Annotated in this window: 13 protein-coding genes; 4 read left to right on the top strand and 9 right to left on the bottom strand. The window is 65.0% G+C overall.

The features are described 5' to 3' along the window. Positions 1–151 precede the first annotated feature (151 nt). Positions 152–3,652 (top strand): DNA polymerase III subunit alpha, encoded by a 3,501-nt coding sequence (gene dnaE, locus DEM26_RS00795; RefSeq protein ID WP_109171500.1) that lies wholly within the window; start codon positions 152–154, stop codon positions 3,650–3,652. A 3-nt stretch (positions 3,653–3,655) separates the two neighbouring features. On the opposite strand, the gene DEM26_RS00790 is transcribed toward dnaE, so the two are convergent. Both DEM26_RS00790 and DEM26_RS00785 read right to left on the bottom strand, forming a co-directional pair. Next, positions 3,656–4,081 carry a hypothetical protein gene (locus DEM26_RS00790; protein ID WP_075774192.1) on the bottom strand — a complete coding sequence of 142 codons (426 nt, stop codon included), beginning with the start codon at positions 4,079–4,081 and terminating at the stop codon, positions 3,656–3,658. Then, entirely contained in the window at positions 4,081–4,287 is a 207-nt protein-coding gene (locus tag DEM26_RS00785; protein ID WP_109171499.1) for a SlyX family protein, read from the bottom strand. Before DEM26_RS00785 ends, DEM26_RS00790 begins: the two co-directional genes overlap by 1 nt. 75 nt (positions 4,288–4,362) lie before the next feature. On the opposite strand from DEM26_RS00785, the gene hisS reads away from it, so the two are divergent. The 3 genes from hisS to hisG are packed head-to-tail and all read left to right on the top strand — an operon-like array spanning position 4,363 to position 7,633. Then, positions 4,363–5,865, top strand: a complete 1,503-nt coding sequence (gene hisS, locus DEM26_RS00780) for a histidine--tRNA ligase (protein WP_109171498.1) — start codon at positions 4,363–4,365, stop codon at positions 5,863–5,865. Next, positions 5,865–6,935: an ATP phosphoribosyltransferase regulatory subunit gene (locus DEM26_RS00775; protein ID WP_109171497.1), complete on the top strand. Its 1,071-nt coding sequence runs from the start codon at positions 5,865–5,867 to the stop codon at positions 6,933–6,935. Before hisS ends, DEM26_RS00775 begins: the two co-directional genes overlap by 1 nt. Beyond that, complete coding sequence (gene hisG / locus DEM26_RS00770) at positions 6,932–7,633, top strand: ATP phosphoribosyltransferase (protein ID WP_088719685.1); 702 nt, start codon at positions 6,932–6,934, stop codon at positions 7,631–7,633. Before DEM26_RS00775 ends, hisG begins: the two co-directional genes overlap by 4 nt. Positions 7,634–7,745: 112 nt before the next feature. On the opposite strand, the gene DEM26_RS00765 is transcribed toward hisG, so the two are convergent. From DEM26_RS00765 to DEM26_RS00735, 7 genes are all read right to left on the bottom strand, one after another. Then, positions 7,746–8,687, bottom strand: a complete 942-nt coding sequence (locus tag DEM26_RS00765; RefSeq protein WP_109171496.1) for a 2-hydroxyacid dehydrogenase — start codon at positions 8,685–8,687, stop codon at positions 7,746–7,748. After that, on the bottom strand, positions 8,684–9,829 hold the full coding sequence (gene rodA, locus DEM26_RS00760) for a rod shape-determining protein RodA (RefSeq protein ID WP_088719687.1): 1,146 nt from the start codon (positions 9,827–9,829) through the stop codon (positions 8,684–8,686). The genes DEM26_RS00765 and rodA overlap by 4 nt, the downstream gene beginning before the upstream one ends. Then, complete coding sequence (gene mrdA / locus DEM26_RS00755; protein WP_075774199.1) at positions 9,826–11,775, bottom strand: penicillin-binding protein 2; 1,950 nt, start codon at positions 11,773–11,775, stop codon at positions 9,826–9,828. The genes rodA and mrdA overlap by 4 nt, the downstream gene beginning before the upstream one ends. An 11-nt stretch (positions 11,776–11,786) precedes the next feature. After that, a complete protein-coding gene (locus DEM26_RS00750; RefSeq protein WP_075774200.1) occupies positions 11,787–12,326 on the bottom strand; it encodes a hypothetical protein in 540 nt (179 codons plus the stop codon). After that, positions 12,323–13,285 carry a rod shape-determining protein MreC gene (gene mreC, locus DEM26_RS00745; protein WP_075774201.1) on the bottom strand — a complete coding sequence of 321 codons (963 nt, stop codon included), beginning with the start codon at positions 13,283–13,285 and terminating at the stop codon, positions 12,323–12,325. Before mreC ends, DEM26_RS00750 begins: the two co-directional genes overlap by 4 nt. Positions 13,286–13,337: 52 nt before the next feature. Next, on the bottom strand, positions 13,338–14,369 hold the full coding sequence (locus DEM26_RS00740; RefSeq protein WP_038064670.1) for a rod shape-determining protein: 1,032 nt from the start codon (positions 14,367–14,369) through the stop codon (positions 13,338–13,340). A 325-nt stretch (positions 14,370–14,694) separates the two neighbouring features. Next, the gene (locus tag DEM26_RS00735) at positions 14,695–16,254 is read right to left on the bottom strand and encodes a 2-isopropylmalate synthase (RefSeq protein WP_075774340.1); all 1,560 of its coding nucleotides are present in this window, start codon (positions 16,252–16,254) and stop codon (positions 14,695–14,697) included. Positions 16,255–16,457: the final 203 nt, after the last annotated feature.

The raw sequence follows: 16,457 nt of genomic DNA, 5'->3' as shown, positions 1-16,457 counted from the left end.
TGGCAAGGGATTCTCGATCATGCGCTGCTCGAATCTTGATCCGACGATCTAGATTTGGGCGTCGAGCGACGCCGAACGGTCGAACGCGAAGCGTCTGGAGGACGCGGCGAGAGGCTGGCGCGGGGCGACACGACCAGCTAAATCTGGTGGCATGACCAGCCCCCGATTCATTCATCTGCGCGTCCATACCGAGTATTCCCTGCTCGAAGGCGCCGTGCCCGCAAAGAAACTCGTGAAGATGTGCGAGTCGGCGGGGATGCCCGCCGTCGCCGTGACCGACACGAACAACATGTTCGCGGCGCTCGAGTTTTCCGTGACCGCGACGGGGGCGGGGCTGCAGCCGATCGTCGGTTGTCAGGTATCGCTCGAATTCGATCCCGCCAAGCCGGGCGAGCGTCCGCGCCTGCCTGCACCGATCGTTCTGCTGGCCCAGACCGAGCGCGGCTACGAGAACCTGATGAAGCTGAACTCGTGCCTCTATCTCGACAAGCACGGGGCGCAGACTCAGGTCACTCTGGAGGAGCTGGAGCGCTATTCCGAGGGGCTGATCTGTCTCTCTGGCGGTCCCGACGGTCCGGTTGGACGGCTGATCCGGAACGGCGCGAAGGACCGCGCCAAGGCGCTTCTGCAACAGCTCGCCGGCATCTACCCGAACCGGCTCTATGTCGAATTACAGCGCCACCCGGGCGAGGGCGGCACGCTGACCGAGGCCGAGATCGCGACCGAGCGGCCATTCGTCGAATGGGCCTACGAGCTGGGTCTGCCGCTGGTCGCGACCAACGACGTCTATTTCCCGAAGCCCGAGATTTACGAGGCCCATGACGCGATGATCTGTATCGCGGAGGGCGCCTATGTCGATCAGATCGAGCCGCGCCGCCGTCTGACCCCGCAGCATTATTTCAAGTCCGAAGGCGAGATGGTCGCGCTCTTCGCCGATCTGCCCGAAGCGGTGGAGAACACGGTCGAGATCGCGAAACGCTGCGCCTTCTCGACCTACAAGCGGGCACCGATCCTGCCGAAATTCGCCGATGACGAGGTCGAGGAACTGCGGCGTCAGGCGTGGGACGGGTTGCGCAACCGCCTCGACGTGATCCCGCATGCAGCGCCGGTCGAGGATTACGAGGCGCGGCTGAAATTCGAACTCGACATCATCGAGCAGATGGGCTTCCCGGGCTACTTCCTGATCGTTGCCGACTTCATCAAATGGGCCAAGGATCACGACATTCCGGTCGGGCCGGGGCGCGGCTCGGGTGCAGGTTCGCTGGTCGCCTACGCTCTTACCATCACCGACCTTGATCCGCTGCGCTATTCGCTGCTGTTCGAACGCTTCCTCAACCCGGAACGTGTTTCGATGCCGGACTTCGACATCGACTTCTGCATGGATCGCCGCGAGGAGGTGATCCAATACGTGCAGAAGAAATACGGGCGCGAGAAGGTGGGCCAGATCATCACCTTCGGTGCGCTGCTGTCGAAGGCCGCCGTGCGCGACGTGGGGCGCGTGTTGCAGATGTCCTACGGCCAGGTCGACAAGCTGTCGAAGCTGATCCCGGTCGAAGGCGTGAAGCCCGTCAGTATCGAGAAGGCGCTGGCCGACGAGCCGCGTCTGCGCGAGGCGGCCCGCAACGAAGAGGTCGTGGCGCGGCTTCTCGATTACGCAAAGGCGATCGAAGGCCTGCTGCGCAACGCCTCGACCCACGCGGCGGGCGTCGTGATCGGCGACCGTCCGATCGACGAGCTGGTGCCGCTCTATCAGGATCCGCGCTCGGACATGCCCGCGACCCAGTTCAACATGAAATGGGTCGAGCAGGCGGGTCTGGTGAAGTTCGACTTCCTCGGCCTAAAGACGCTGACGGTGATCCGCTCGGCGATGGAACTGATTTTCAAATCCGGCCGGCCGCTGCATGTCGATGCCGCCGGCAACCAGCTTTACGAGCCCGCCGAGGGCGCGGAAAACCACATCAACGCGATCCCGCTGGATGATCCGAAGACCTACAAGCTTTACGCGGACGCGAAGACGGTCGCGGTGTTCCAAGTGGAATCGGAGGGCATGAAATCGGCGCTGCGCCAGATGAAGCCTACCTGTATCGAGGACATCGTGGCGCTGGTGGCGCTCTATCGCCCGGGTCCGATGGAGAACATCCCGGTCTATTGCGAGGTGAAGAACGGTCTGCGCGAGATCACTTCGGTGCATCCGACCATCGACCATATCCTCGAAGAGACGCAGGGCATCATCGTCTATCAGGAGCAGGTGATGCAGATCGCGCAGGTCATGGCGGGTTACTCGCTTGGCGGCGCGGACCTTCTCCGTCGCGCGATGGGTAAGAAGATCAAGGAGGCGATGGACGCCGAGCGTCCGAAATTCGAGGCGGGCGCGGCCAAGAACGGGGTCGACAAGAAAAAGGCCTCCGAGGTGTTCGACCTTCTGGAGAAATTCGCCAATTACGGCTTCAACAAATCCCACGCAGCGGCTTATGCGGTGGTGTCCTATTACACCGGCTGGCTGAAGGCGAACCACGCGGTCGAGTTCATGGGCGGCGTGATGAACTGCGATATTCATCTGACCGACAAGCTCGCGATCTATGCCGACGAGGTGCAGAAGAAGCTGGGGATCGAGATCATTCCGCCTTGCGTGAACCGTTCGCTCTCGACCTTTGACGTGGTCGATCAGAAGCTGGTCTACGCGCTGGGCGCGCTGAAGAATGTGGGCGTGGACGCGATGCAGATGATCGTGACCGCGCGCGGCGACGAGCCGTTCAAGGATCTGTTCGATTTCGCGCGGCGTGTCGACATGAAGCGCGTCGGTAAACGCCCTCTCGAGATGCTGGCGCGGGCCGGGGCTTTCGATCTGCTCGATCCGAACCGCAAGCGCGTCTTCGAGTCGCTGGAATCGCTGATGGCGTGGTCGGGCGCGGTGATCGAGGCGCGCGAGTCGGCGCAGGTGTCGCTCTTCGGCGAGGCGGGCGACGATCTGCCGCCGCCGCGTCTGGCCGATACCGACGACTGGCTGCCGGGCGAGCGTCTGGCCGAGGAACACAAAGCCATCGGCTTCTACCTCTCGGGCCACCCGATCGAGGATTACCTGCCCGCGCTTAAGCGCAAGAAGGTGCTGAGCTGGGAAGAGGTGCAGCAAAAGGCCGTGGGCGGTCCCTTCGTCACCAAGATCGCGGGCGAGGTCGCCTCGGTGCGCGAGAAGAAATCCGCCAAGGGCAACCGCTTCGCCTTCGTCGCGCTGTCGGATGCCTCGGGCCCCTACGAGGTGGCTTTCTGGTCGGAGGCGCTGGAAGCCTGCCGCGACGTGCTGGAAACCGGTAACCTTCTGGTGCTGACCGTGAAGGTCGAGGTGGATGGCGAGTCGGTGCGCATGGTCGCCAACGCGGCGCAGACCGTTGACAAGGCGACGGCGGATGCGGGCTCCTCCGGGCTGCTGGTGCATATCGACGACAATGATGCGGTCGCCTCGGTGGCGAGCCTCGTCGAGCGGGTCGCCCGCGAAGGGAAGGTCCATTCGCGCGGGCCGATCAGCTTCATGGTCTATGACAACGAGCGCGGCTGCCGCTACCAGATCACCGCGATGCCCGAGGCGCCGGTCAATGCGCAGGTGAAAGGAGCGCTGCGCAGCCTGCGCGGGGTCAGCGAGGTCGAAGAGGTCTGAGCCTCACAGGCTGCGCGCCACCCATGCCAGCCGCAGCGTGATCGCGGCGGCCAGGGCGGTGGCGAACTCGCCCCAGCGCAACAGTGCCACGCCGCGCAGCAGATCGGGCTCGTTGATCCCGTCGCGCACCGCACCGGAGATCATGCCCATCTCCAGCCACGCGGCCGCACCCAGCAGCCCTGTTGCGAGGAAACTCAACGAAACCAGAAACATCGTCTGCCGATGGGCGCGCGTCTGCCAGATCAGCGCGCTCATCAGCGGCACGGCGAAGAAGACCTGCATCGCGAGGATGCCGCTTCCTTGCCACAGCTCGAACCGATCGATCGTCGAACGGAGGTCGATGCCCGGGGGCCAGACCAGCAAAGCGGTGTAGATGAGCGCCTGCGCACTCACGAAAACACCGTTTAGCCCCCAGAGCGCCGCGTCCATTACCAGTGCGGTGGTTTCTGATCGGCCAGAGGGATAGAGCCGCCGGTGTCATATTCGCGCTCGGCCTCGCGCTCCATCAGCAGGCCCAGATGCCGCTCCAGCCGTTCGATCTGACGGGCCTGCGCGACGATGACATCGGACAACTCGTCCACCGTTTGCGTCAGATAGGCGATCTGTTCTTCCGCCCGTTCGAGCCGTTCCTGCATCTGCCGTTCCTATTGCTTGCCGGGGCCTGCCCCTTGGGCTACACCCTCGCGCGAGATAAGATCAGGTGCAAGCCGATGGCGAAACAGAAAAAGCAGCCCCGTCCCAAGGCCGAGACCCCGAAGGGCTTCCGCGACTATTTCGGCACGGAGGTGACCGAGCGCGCCGATATGCTGGCGAAGATCGCAGAGGTCTATCGCACGCATGGCTTCGAGGCGCTGGAAACCTCGGCCATCGAGACGGTCGAGGCACTGGGCAAATACCTCCCCGATGTGGACCGCCCGAATGCGGGCGTCTTCGCGTGGCAGGAGGAAGACGACGGCAAGTGGCTGGCGCTGCGCTACGACATGACGGCGCCGCTGGCCCGCGTCGCGGCGCAATACCGCAACGATCTGCCGACACCCTATCGTCGCTTCACGATGGGCCCCGTCTGGCGCAACGAAAAGCCCGGCCCGGGCCGGTTCCGCCAGTTCTATCAATGCGATGCCGATACCGTGGGCGCGCCCTCGGTGGCCGCCGATGCCGAGATTTGCGGGATGCTTTCGGACGCGCTCGAAGCCGTCGGCATTCCGCGCGGCGATTATGTCGTGCGGGTGAACAACCGCAAGGTTCTGAACGGTGTGATGGAAGTCGCGGGCGTTCTCGACCCCGCCGATCCGACCAAGTTCGAGGAAGAGCGCGGCATCGTTCTGCGGGCCATCGACAAGTTCGACAAGTTCGGCGAGGAGGGCGTGCGCCTTCTGATGGGCGAGGGGCGTCTGGACGACTCCGGCGACTTCACCAAGGGCGCGGGGCTGTCCGAGGCACAGGCCGATACGGTCATGGGCTTCATGGAGGCCAAGCGCAAAGACAACGCCACCACCGTCGCGCGGCTGCGCGAGCTGGTCGAAGGCTCTGCGCTGGGTGCGGAAGGCGTGGATGAACTGGAGCAGATCGCGTCGCTTCTCGACGCGCAGGGCTACGGCCCCGACCGCATCGTGATCGATCCGTCGGTCGTGAGGGGGCTGGGCTATTATACCGGCCCGGTTTTCGAAGCCGAACTGACCTTCGAGATCACCGACGAAAAGGGCCGACCGCGGCAATTCGGCTCGGTCGCAGGTGGCGGGCGCTATGACGATCTGGTCAAGCGCTTCACCGGTCAGGTCGTTCCTGCCACCGGCGTCTCGATCGGCGTCGACCGCCTTCTGGCCGCGCTCCGCGCCAAGGGTCGCATCGGCGGCTCTGCTCAGGGCCCGGTCGTCGTGACCGTGATGGATCGCGACCGGATGGCAGAATACATGGCGCTGGCGTCGACGCTGCGCGGGGCAGGGCTGCGCGCCGAGGTCTATCTGGGCAACCCGAAGAACTTCGGCAACCAGTTGAAATATGCCGATAAACGCGAAAGCCCGGTGGCGATCATCCAAGGCTCGGACGAGGCCGAGCGCGGCGTCGTCCAGATCAAGGATTTGATCCTCGGCGCGAAGATCGCGCAGGACGCGACGGTTGAAGAATGGAAATCCCAACCGGCGCAATTCGAGGTTCCGACCGCGGAAATGGTCGCAAAAGTGCAAGAAATCCTCGCACGCTACGAGGCCGAGTAATGGCGGAAAAGGCGCAAGCGCGGGCACAGGCAGGCCGTCTGCTGGAGCAATTCCTCGCCGCCGGTGCGGTCGAGGTCACGCCCGATATCCTGCAGCCCGCCGAGGCGCTTCTCGACCTTTACGGCGAGGATATCCGCGCCCGCGCCTATGTCACCGCCGACCCGCTGCGCGGCGAGATGATGCTGCGCCCGGATTTCACCGTGCCGGTCGTGCAGGAGCACATGGCCAATGGCGCCGAGCCTGCGCGCTACGCCTATGCGGGCGAGGTGTTCCGCCGTCAGGATCATCGCGGCGCCGCGCGCGCCCATGAGTATTTTCAGGCCGGGTTCGAGATTTTCGACCGCGCCGACCCGGAAGCTGCCGATGCCGAGGTCTTCGTGCTGTTCTCGGGGCTTCTCGCCAAGCTGAACCTGTCTGCCACGATCGGGGATATGGGGCTGCTGCGCGCTGCCGTCGATGGGCTGGATACCATGCCCGAGCGCAAGGCCGCGCTCGCCCGCCATATCTGGCGCCCCAAGCGGTTCCAGCATCTGCTCGCGCGTTATTCGGGTCAGGTCGAGGTGCCCAAAGCCCGCGCCGATCTGCTGAGCGGCCAACGCTCCGGCGCGCCTTGGATCGGGCTGCGCTCGCGCGAAGAGATGGAGGCGCGGATCGCCACGCTCGCCGCCGATGCCGCTGCTGCGCCGATCCCGACCGACGCGGTCGCCGCGATGGGCAAGCTCGCCGAGCTGCGCTGTGCTGCGGATCAGGCGCCTGCCGCGCTGCGCGCTCTCGGCATCCAAGCGATCGAACCCGCCATCGCGCGGCTCGAAAAGCGGCTCGACGCGCTTGCCACCCGCGGCATCGACCTCGCTGCGATCAATTTCGACGCGAGCCACGGTCGCTCGACCATGGAATACTACGACGGCTTCGTCTTTACCTTCACCGCCGCCGATCCGGCACTTCCGCCGGTCGCCTCCGGAGGACGCTACGACGCGCTGACCCGGCAATTGGGGCAGGGGCGCGAAATCCCCGCCGTGGGCGGCGTGATCCGTGCAGGGTTGATGGCCGATCTGGAGGCGCAAGCATGATCAAACTCGGCGTGCCCTCCAAAGGGCGTCTGATGGAGAAGACCTTCGACTGGTTCGCGGAGCGCGGCATCACGCTAAAGCGCACCGGGTCCGAGCGTGAATATGCCGGCGCGGTCGAAGGGGCGGACGGCGTGCAACTCGTGCTCCTGTCGGCCGGAGAGATTCCGCGCGAACTGGCGGCGGGGCGTATCCATCTGGGCGTCACCGGCTCCGATCTCGTGCGCGAGAAGCTCGCCGATTGGGAAAGCCAGGTCGCCGATCTCGCGCCGATGGGCTTCGGCCATGCCGATCTGATCATTGCGGTGCCGGACTGCTGGTCGGACGTCGACAGCCTCGAAGACCTCGACGCCGCCGCCCACCGCTTCCGCGCCACCCACGGCTTCCGCCTGCGGATCGCCACCAAATATCACCGGCTGGTGCGTGAATTCCTGACCCGCGAAGGCGTAGCCGACTGGCAGCTTGTCGACAGCCAAGGCGCGACCGAGGGGACCATCGCGAACCTCACTGCCGAGGCCGTGGCCGACATCACCTCCAGCGGGGAGACGCTGCGCGCGAACCACCTGAAAATCCTCTCAGACGGGTTGATCCACCAGTCTCAGGCGACGCTGTTCGCATCGCGCGCCGCCGACTGGTCTGGCAAGGAAACCCGCCTCGCGGATCTCGCGAAGCAGATCGGTCTCGACGCGCCCGCGCTCTGATCTTCTTCTTGGCGTAAATATACCGGGGGATGAGGCGGGATCAGCAAGGACGCCCTGTCGAACGTCCGAAGCGCACGCGAAGGGCACGAGAGCGGTGCAGCGCCCCCTGCGCTCAATAGCCGCGCGAGCGATCCACGAGATAGAGGAACGGCTCGCCCGCCTCGCCCCTCCGGATATTTTCGGCAATCACCTCGGAGGCGGTCTCGGCCCGGCTCTCGGCGGCGATATGGGGCGTCACCGTCACCTGCGGATGCGCCCAATAGGGGTGCTCGGGGGGCAGAGGCTCGACGCGGAACACATCGAGCGTCGCGTGGCCGATCTGGCCGCGGTCCAGCGCTGCGAGCAGCGCGTCATCGTCGATCAGCGTCCCGCGGCCCGGATTGACGAGCCGTGCGCCTTTCGGCATCTGCGCCAGCGTGTCCGCGTTCAGAAGGTTGCTGGTTTCGGGCGTGTCGGGCAGGATCGAGACGAGAATCTCGGCGCGCGACAGCGCCTCCGCTAGCCCATCGTCGCCGCTCAGGCAGGTTATCCCGGGGATGTCCTTCTGCGTCCGGCTCCAGCCCGTGACGGCAAAGCCCAGCCCCGCCAGCGCTTCGGCGCAGGCTTTGCCCAACGCTCCCAAACCCAGCATCACCACCGAGCGGTCGCGCGCCAAGGGCGGCACGCCGTCGTCATGGCGCCAGACGCCGTCCTGCTGGGCGAGTGTCGCGTCAATTCCGAGGTGATAGCGCAGCACATGGCCGGTCACGTAATCGACCATGCCGCGCTCCAGCCCCGCATCCACCATCCGACACAGCGGCTGGGTCAGGGTGTCGTTGCCCACGACACGCTCCACCCCGGCCCAGAGATTCAGTACGGCTTTCGCGCCGGTATAGGCGGTGAAATCCTGCACCGGGCCTTGCGGTGAATAGACGACATAGTCGATCTGAGCCGGGTCGCTCTCGCCGGGCTGCACGATCTGCGCCTCGACGCCGGTCGCGGCGATCGCCTCGGTCAGCGGGGTTTCGTAACGGCCCCAGTTCTCGGGCTTGTCGGCGAAAAGGACGCGGATCATCTTTGCCTCGGTCTATGGATATGGGCGCTTTGCACCAACCCGAAGGCGGCAAGCAGGATCATCATCGCGGTGCCGCCGTAACTCACCAGTGGCAGGGGCACGCCCACGACGGGCATCAGCCCCATCACCATCGCCATGTTGATCGCGAAGAAGAAGAAGAACGTCCCCGCGACCCCGAAACTGAGGAGTGAGGCGAAGCGGTCCTTCGTGGCCATCGCGGTATAGAGGGCGAAGCCGATGATCCCGGTGTAAAGCATCAGCAAGCCGAAGGCGCCGACGAAGCCGAACTCCTCGGCGAGCGTGGTGAAGATGAAGTCGGTGTGCTTCTCCGGCAGGAAGTTCAGCCGCGATTGCGTGCCCTGCATGAAGCCGCGCCCCGACCAGCCACCCGAGCCGAGCGCGATCTGCGCCTGCATGATGTTGTAGCCCGCGCCAAGCGGGTCCGAGCCCGGATCGAGGAAGGTGTCGATGCGCTTGTATTGGTAGTCGTGCAGCAGCTGGTATTCCGTGCCCCGGCTTTCCATCACGCCGAAGACCAGCCCGACGACCAGCGCGATCACGGTGCCGAAATACCAAAACGACACCCCGGCCGCGAACATCACGAAGGCCCCGCCCAGCACCAGCATGACGGCGGTGCCGAGGTCGGGCTGGGCCAGCACGAGGAAGGTGGGCGCGAGAATGATCACCGCCGGGATGAAGACCCAGAGCGGGCGCGAGACCTTCTCGACAGGCAGCCAATCGTAATAGGCGGCGAGGAGCATCACGAGGGTGATCTTCATCAACTCGGAAGGCTGGATGCGCAGCGGGCCGATCTCCAGCCAGCGCTGTGCGCCCATACCGATTGCGCCGAAGAATTCCACCGCAACCAGCAACAGAAGCGCCACGAAATAGGCCAAGGCCGAGACGTTGCGCCAGAACCATACTGGAACGAAGGCCACGGTGAACATCGCGATCATGCCGAGCGCGAAGCGCTTCATCTGCGGTTCGGCCCAGGTGTGGATATTGCCACCCGCAACTGAGTAGAGCATCAGGAAGCCGGCGCAGGCGACCGCCGTCAGCAGGATCACCAGCGGCCAGTTCAGGTAGAAGATCTTGCGCCAGCCGACCGGGACGGTCTTTAGGTTGCTCTCGAGATAACTCATGCGCGCGATCGCTCCTGCGGCTTCTGCACGGTGTCGGGATCGACGAGATCGAGCGTTTCGTTCAGCTCCTTGGCCTTCGCGCGGGCGAAGGACGGATAGGCATCGTCCGGGGGCAGGCCGCCCGCCAGCGCGAACAGCAACACGTCGCGCGCGATCGGGGCTGCTGCCGTCGAACCGCCCGAGCCGTGTTCCACCACGACCGAGACGGCGTAGCGCGGATTGTCGACGGGGGCGAAGGCCACGAAGAGCGCGTGGTCGCGGCGGTTCCACGGCAGTTGGTCGTTGCGGATCACGCCACGGGCGCGCTCGGCCTTGGTGATGTTGCGGACCTGGGAGGTGCCGGTCTTGCCCGCCATCTTCCATTCCTTCATCGCGATGCGCGACCCGCGCGCGGTGCCGCGCGAGGAGTTCACCACTGCGGTCATGCCTTTGCGCACGCTGTCGAGATAGGCTTTCTCAACGCCGAGATCGTCGGTAACGCGGATCGGTTGCTCCACCCCGTCACGGGCGCGGATCAGGCGCGGCTCTACCTTCCGACCCGAGGCGATGCGCGCCGCCATGATCGCGAGATGCATCGGCGAGGCCAGAACATAGCCCTGACCGATCGCCGCGTTCGCGGTGTCGCCGATCAGCCAGTCCTTGCCGTAGCGCTCCTGCTTCCATTCCTTGGTCGGGGCCACGCCCTCTTTCACCGCGGACATCGGCAGGTCGGGCCGGACGCCCACGCCCAGGCGCTTGGCCATGTCGCTCATCTTGTCGATGCCGACGCGCTGCGAAAGCTCGTAGTAATAGACGTCGCAGGACTGCTCCATGCTCTTGGTCATGTTCACATGGCCGTGGCCGGCGCCCTTCCAGCAGTGGAAGCGGCGGCCCGCGATCTCGACATAGCCGGGGCACCAGATGGTTTCCTCCGGCGTCACCAGCCCTGCCTCGAGCGCGGCAAGTGCGGTGACCATCTTGTAGGTCGAGCCCGGAGGGTAGAGACCCTGGACGGTCTTGTCGGCGAGCGGCCGATGGTCGTCCTGCGTGAGGCGCTGGTAATCTGCGACGGAGATGCCGCGCACGAAGAGGTTGGGATCGAAGCTGGGCGCGGAGGCGCAGGCCAGCACGTCGCCATTGGTCACATCCATCACCACGGTCGCGGCGGATTCGTTCTCCAACCGCTGCAGCGCGTAGTTCTGCAGTCGATAGTCGAGCGTCAGTTGCAGATTCTCGCCCGGCTTGCCGGGCTCGCGCGAGAGTTCACGCATCTCGCGCCCGGCGGAGTTCACCTCGACGCGGCGCTGGCCGGCCTGACCGCGCAGAACGCTTTCCTCTTTCGACTCGATGCCGGTCTTGCCGAGCTGGAATTTCGGGATCAGCAGCAGCGGATCGGGGTCTTCCATCTTGCTCAGATCGTAATCCGAGACCGGGCCGACATAGCCGATCACATGGCCAAAATCCTCGCGGCGCGGATAGAGGCGCGACAGGCCGACATCGGGGCTGACACCGGGCAGCGAGGGGCCGTTCACCGCGACGCGCGAGAACTCGTCCCATGTCAGGCGGTCGGCCACCGTGACCGGCGTCGTCGGCGGGCGGCGGCGGATATCGTGCAGGATGTCTTTCGTATCGCCATCGGTAATCGGGATCAGACGGCGCAGCGCAGCGAGCGTCGCATCGACGTCGTCTGTATCCTCGCGCGTGATCGTGACGCGGTAATTCTGCTCATTACCGGCCAGAAGCACACCGTTGCGGTCGAAGATCAGCCCGCGCGCGGGCGGGATCAGCCGGATTTTTACCGAGTTGCCCTCGGCCAGCAGCCGGTATTGCTTGGCGTCTTCGAGCTGCATCTTGCGCATCCGCGCCGCCAGCACGGCCACGACCGCCGCCTGCGCGCCGCCCAAGAGCAACCCGCGCCGCGTGATGCGGCGGGTGCTGACTTCGGTCTCTTTCGGGGATCGTCTCATTCTGGGCCCCCTCACATTCGATGTCCGTAGGCGTCGACCTCGCCCGGTGCCGCGCGGCGCAGGCCGAAGGCCACCCGCGACACCAGCACCACCACCGGATAGGCGGCCAGCGTCACCAGCATCTGGAACAGCTCCAGCCCGAGGCTTGGCTGATCGACCATCGTGACAAGCAGGACGATGCGCTTCACCGACACCATAGCGAGCAGCACGCCCGCGACCAACGCCCATTCCAGCGCGAAGGGCAGATCGCGCAGGCTTTGTTCGCGGCGGCGCAGGAATTCGGTCGCGCCGAGGACGATCAGCGTCCAAAGTCCGATGGGCCGCCAGAACATGATGTCTTCAAGCAGAAAAACCAGAACGATCAGCAGGGCCGGGGCGTATTCGGGACGCCGCAGCACCCAGGCCAGCGTCAGCGCCAAGGTCAGGTCGGGGCCCGGCAGGCCGCCCGGCGAATGGTCGACCGGCATCAGGCGCACGAAGATCAGTACGAGGCCGATCACGACGAAAAGCGTGCGGTAGCTGACGCGGCGGCGGGTGATGGGGTCGATCATTGGCTGCCCCCGTTTCCGCCCTCCGACCCACCATCGGGTTCGAGTGCGCCCGCGGCGGCCTCGGCGCGCGCCTTCTCGGCCGCTTCCTGTTCGATGACTTTCGGGTCGGGCGCGATCAGCCCGCCCGCGTTCTCGATCCGCTCGGCCGGGTGCGAGCGCAACACGCGCAGGAAATCGAGCCGTTCGTAATCGGCGGCGAGGCGCACGCGCAGCCGCTTGTCGCGGCCCTGGAAGACCTGACCGACCAGCAGCCCCGCCGGGAAGACCCCGCCATCGCCCGAGGAGATCACGCGGTCGCCCGGGCGCACGCGGTCGGGATGTTCGAGGAAATCCACGAACGGGTAGGGGGAGTTGTCGCCCGCAAGGATCGCGTTCTGCCCCGAGGCCGGGATCGTGACCGGGATGCGGCTCGAGGCGTCGGTCAGCAGCAGCACCCGCGAGGTCGAGGAGCCCACGCCCGAGATTCGCCCCACGAGGCCCAGCCCATCCATCGTGGCCCAGCCATCAACAATGCCGTCGCGCTTGCCGACATTCAGCAGCACCGATTTCCGGAACGGCGAGCCGCTATCGGCCAGCACACGCCCCGACACAGAGGTGAGTTTCGGGTCGAGCCGCACCTTGTTCTGGGCAAGCAGCTTGGCGTTCTGCTGCTCCAGCTGAACGGCGGCTTCCTTCCACGCCTTCATCTGTTGCAGCTCGCGGCGCAACTCCTGGTTCTGCTCGTAGATGCGGGAATAGGACTGAAAGCCCTCGACCATGTCGGTGAGCTTGGTGACCGGGGCCATCACCCAATCGAAGCTGGGCACGAAGCGATCCACGAGGGCAGAGCGGAACCGCTCCATCCGCGGGCTGTCGATGCGCCAGACCAGGAAGAGAGCCAGTAGCACGACGACAAGAACCGCAACGCCCAGTCGGCGCAGCGGTCCGATATAGTCCTGATCGTCGCGATTTCTGGCCAAATCCGTCTCCGGTCAGATCACTGGCCGGGCGTGGTGCAATCCCGGGCCCGGCTCAGCTGTCGTAGTCAATGACGTGGCGAAGCTGCTTTTCATATTCAAGCGCCTTGCCGGTGCCGAGCGCAACACAGTTGAGCGACTGGTCGGCGATCGAAATCGAAAGGCCGGTCTGCTCGCGCAGCGCCAGATCGAGTTCGCCCAGAAGCGCACCGCCCCCCGTCAGCATCACGCCACGGTCGACGATGTCGGCGGCGAGGTCCGGCGGGGTGGTTTCGAGCGCCTGCATCACCGCGTCGCAAATCGACTGGACCGGCTCGGACAGCGCCTCGGCGACCTGGGCCTGCGTGATCTCGGTTTCCTTCGGCACGCCGTTCAACAAGTCGCGTCCGCGCACGTGAAGGCTCATGCCGCGCCCGTCATCGGGCATCCGCGCGGTACCGATCGTGGTCTTGATCCGCTCGGCGGTGGATTCGCCCACAAGAAGGTTCTGGTTGCGGCGCAGGTAGGAGATGATCGCCTCGTCCATCCGGTCGCCGCCCACGCGCACCGAGCGCGCATAGACGATGTCGCCCAGCGAAAGGACCGCGACCTCGGTCGTGCCGCCGCCGATATCGACCACCATCGAACCCGTGGGGTCGGTGATCGGCATGCCCGCACCGATGGCGGCCGCAATCGGCTCTGCAATCAGGCCGGCGCGGCGCGCACCTGCCGAGAGAACCGACTGACGGATCGCGCGCTTCTCCACCGGGGTCGCGCCATGCGGAACGCAGACGATTATCTTCGGCTTCGAGAAGGTCGAGCGCTTGTGCACCTTGCGGATGAAATGCTTGATCATTTCCTCGGCGCTGTCGAAATCCGCGATGACGCCGTCGCGCATCGGGCGGATCGCCTCGATAGAGCCGGGGGTCCGGCCGAGCATCAGCTTGGCGTCTTCACCGACCGCCAGCACCTGCTTCTTGCCGTCCTTGACGTGATAGGCGACCACCGAGGGCTCGTTCAGCACGATCCCTTTGCCTTTGACATAGACCAGCGTGTTCGCCGTCCCGAGGTCGATCGCCATGTCCGAGGAGAAGATCCCACCAACCATATTACGCCTGTCCCATCCCAAATTTCTTAGAAATACCGCGACTCGCGCCAAGCCACGGCCCGCGCCTCGTATAGTCAAAGCGGCCCTTACGGGGAAGCGGATTTGCGCCGTAGGCGAGGCCCCCTTGCGGTTATCCGCTGAGGCAAGGTCAAGCGATTGACCTTTTTCAACATTTCGGGCGGATTTCCCCGCGGAAATGCGCTTGAAATTGCAGATATGCGATGCGTCACGAAATCGTGCTGAAAACGGGAAAATCGCGCCGGGTCGACATGAAAACGGGCAGCCGTTCTCGGGCTGCCCGAAAGCTGTGCAACTGGCGGTGGGCTCAGAGCTTGTAGCTCACCGTTTTCACGTCCGCGTCGGGCGCGGTTTTCTGGCTGCGGAAGCGCAGGCGGTTGAGTGCGCCGACATAGGCCTTCACGCTCGCGAGGATCGTGTCGGTGTCCGACGCGGCCCCGGTGCCGATCCGCCCATCTTCCTCGAGGCGCACCGAAACGGTCGCCTGCGCGTCGGTGCCTTCGGTGACCGCGTGCACCTGATAGAGCTTCAGCTTGGCTTGCGTCGGATAGATTTCCTTGACGCAGTTGAAGACCGCGTCGACCGGGCCGTCGCCCTGGCACTTGCTGGATTTTTCCTCACCATCGACGAGCATCTTCAGCTCGGCTTCCTGACCGTCCGAGCCACAGACCACGCGCAGCCATTTGACCTGCAGGTAGTCGTCGGCGGTGTTCGCGGCGCTGTCGGTCATCAGCGCGATCAGGTCCTCGTCGTAGATTTCCTTCTTGCGGTCGGCCAGCGCCTTGAAGCGGACGAAGACGTCCTTGAGCTGGTTGTCGCCCAGCTCGTAGCCCAGATCCTTGAGCTTGGCGCGCAGCGCGGCGCGGCCCGAATGCTTGCCCATCGCGATATTCGCCTCGTTAAGGCCGATATCGGCGGGCTTCATTATCTCGAAGGTTTCGACATTCTTCAGCACGCCATCCTGGTGGATGCCGCTTTCGTGCAGGAAGGCGTTCTTGCCGACGATCGCCTTGTTGAACTGCACCGGGAAGCCCGACACCTGCGCCACGCGGCGCGAGATGTTCATGATCTTCGTCGTGTCTATATGGGTCTGGTAGGGCATGATGTCCTGACGAACCTTCATCGCCATCACCACCTCTTCGAGCGCGGTGTTGCCCGCGCGCTCACCCAGACCGTTTATCGTGCATTCGATCTGGCGCGCGCCTGCATCGACCGCGGCCAGCGCGTTCGCCGTCGCCATGCCCAGATCGTTGTGGCAGTGCGTCGCGAAGATGATCTCGTCGGCGCCCGGCACCCGCTCGAGCAGCATCCGGATCAGGTCGGCGGATTCGACCGGCGCGGTATAGCCCACCGTGTCGGGGATGTTGATCGTGGTGGCGCCCGCCTTGATCGCGATTTCGACGACGCGGCAGAGATAGTCATGCTCGGTCCGGGTGGCATCCATCGGCGACCACTGCACGTTGTCGCACAGGTTGCGCGCGTGGCTGACGGTCTCGTGGATCACGTCGGCCATCTCGTCCATCGTCAGGTTCGGGATCGCGCGGTGCAGCGGCGAGGTGCCGATGAAAGTGTGGATGCGCGGCGACTGCGCGTGCTGCACGGCTTCCCAGCAGCGGTCGATATCAGGCAGCCTCGCGCGGGCGAGCCCGCAAATGGTCGAGAACTTGGCGCGTTTCGCTATATCGCTGACGGCTTCGAAATCGCCCTCGGAGGCGATCGGGAAGCCGGCCTCGATGATATCCACGCCCATTTCGTCGAGCAGATCGGCGATTTCGAGCTTCTCGTCATGGGTCATCGTCGCACCCGGCGATTGCTCGCCGTCACGCAGGGTCGTGTCGAAAATCAGAACGCGGTTTTTGTCGATCATGGTCTGGGCCATCTGCTAGTCTCTTTCGTCTTGGCTCTTAGCGTTACTTGGGCCCGAAGGCCAGCATTGCGCGGTGGCTTTCGGGAGTTGTCCGGGCGCTGGCTACCCCTGAGCGTTCGCGCCCGAAGGCACGCTCAGAGGCTGCTAAGAAGAAGGAGACCACGGGGCATCGCGCCTTGGGCGAACGCCCCGGCTGCGGTGAG

Origin of the sequence: Thioclava sp. NG1, assembly GCF_003122275.1 — a bacterium.
Lineage (GTDB): Bacteria > Pseudomonadota > Alphaproteobacteria > Rhodobacterales > Rhodobacteraceae > Thioclava > Thioclava nitratireducens.
The sequence above is the reverse complement of the archived record's forward strand: the minus strand, read 5'-3'. Positions and strand labels throughout refer to the sequence as shown.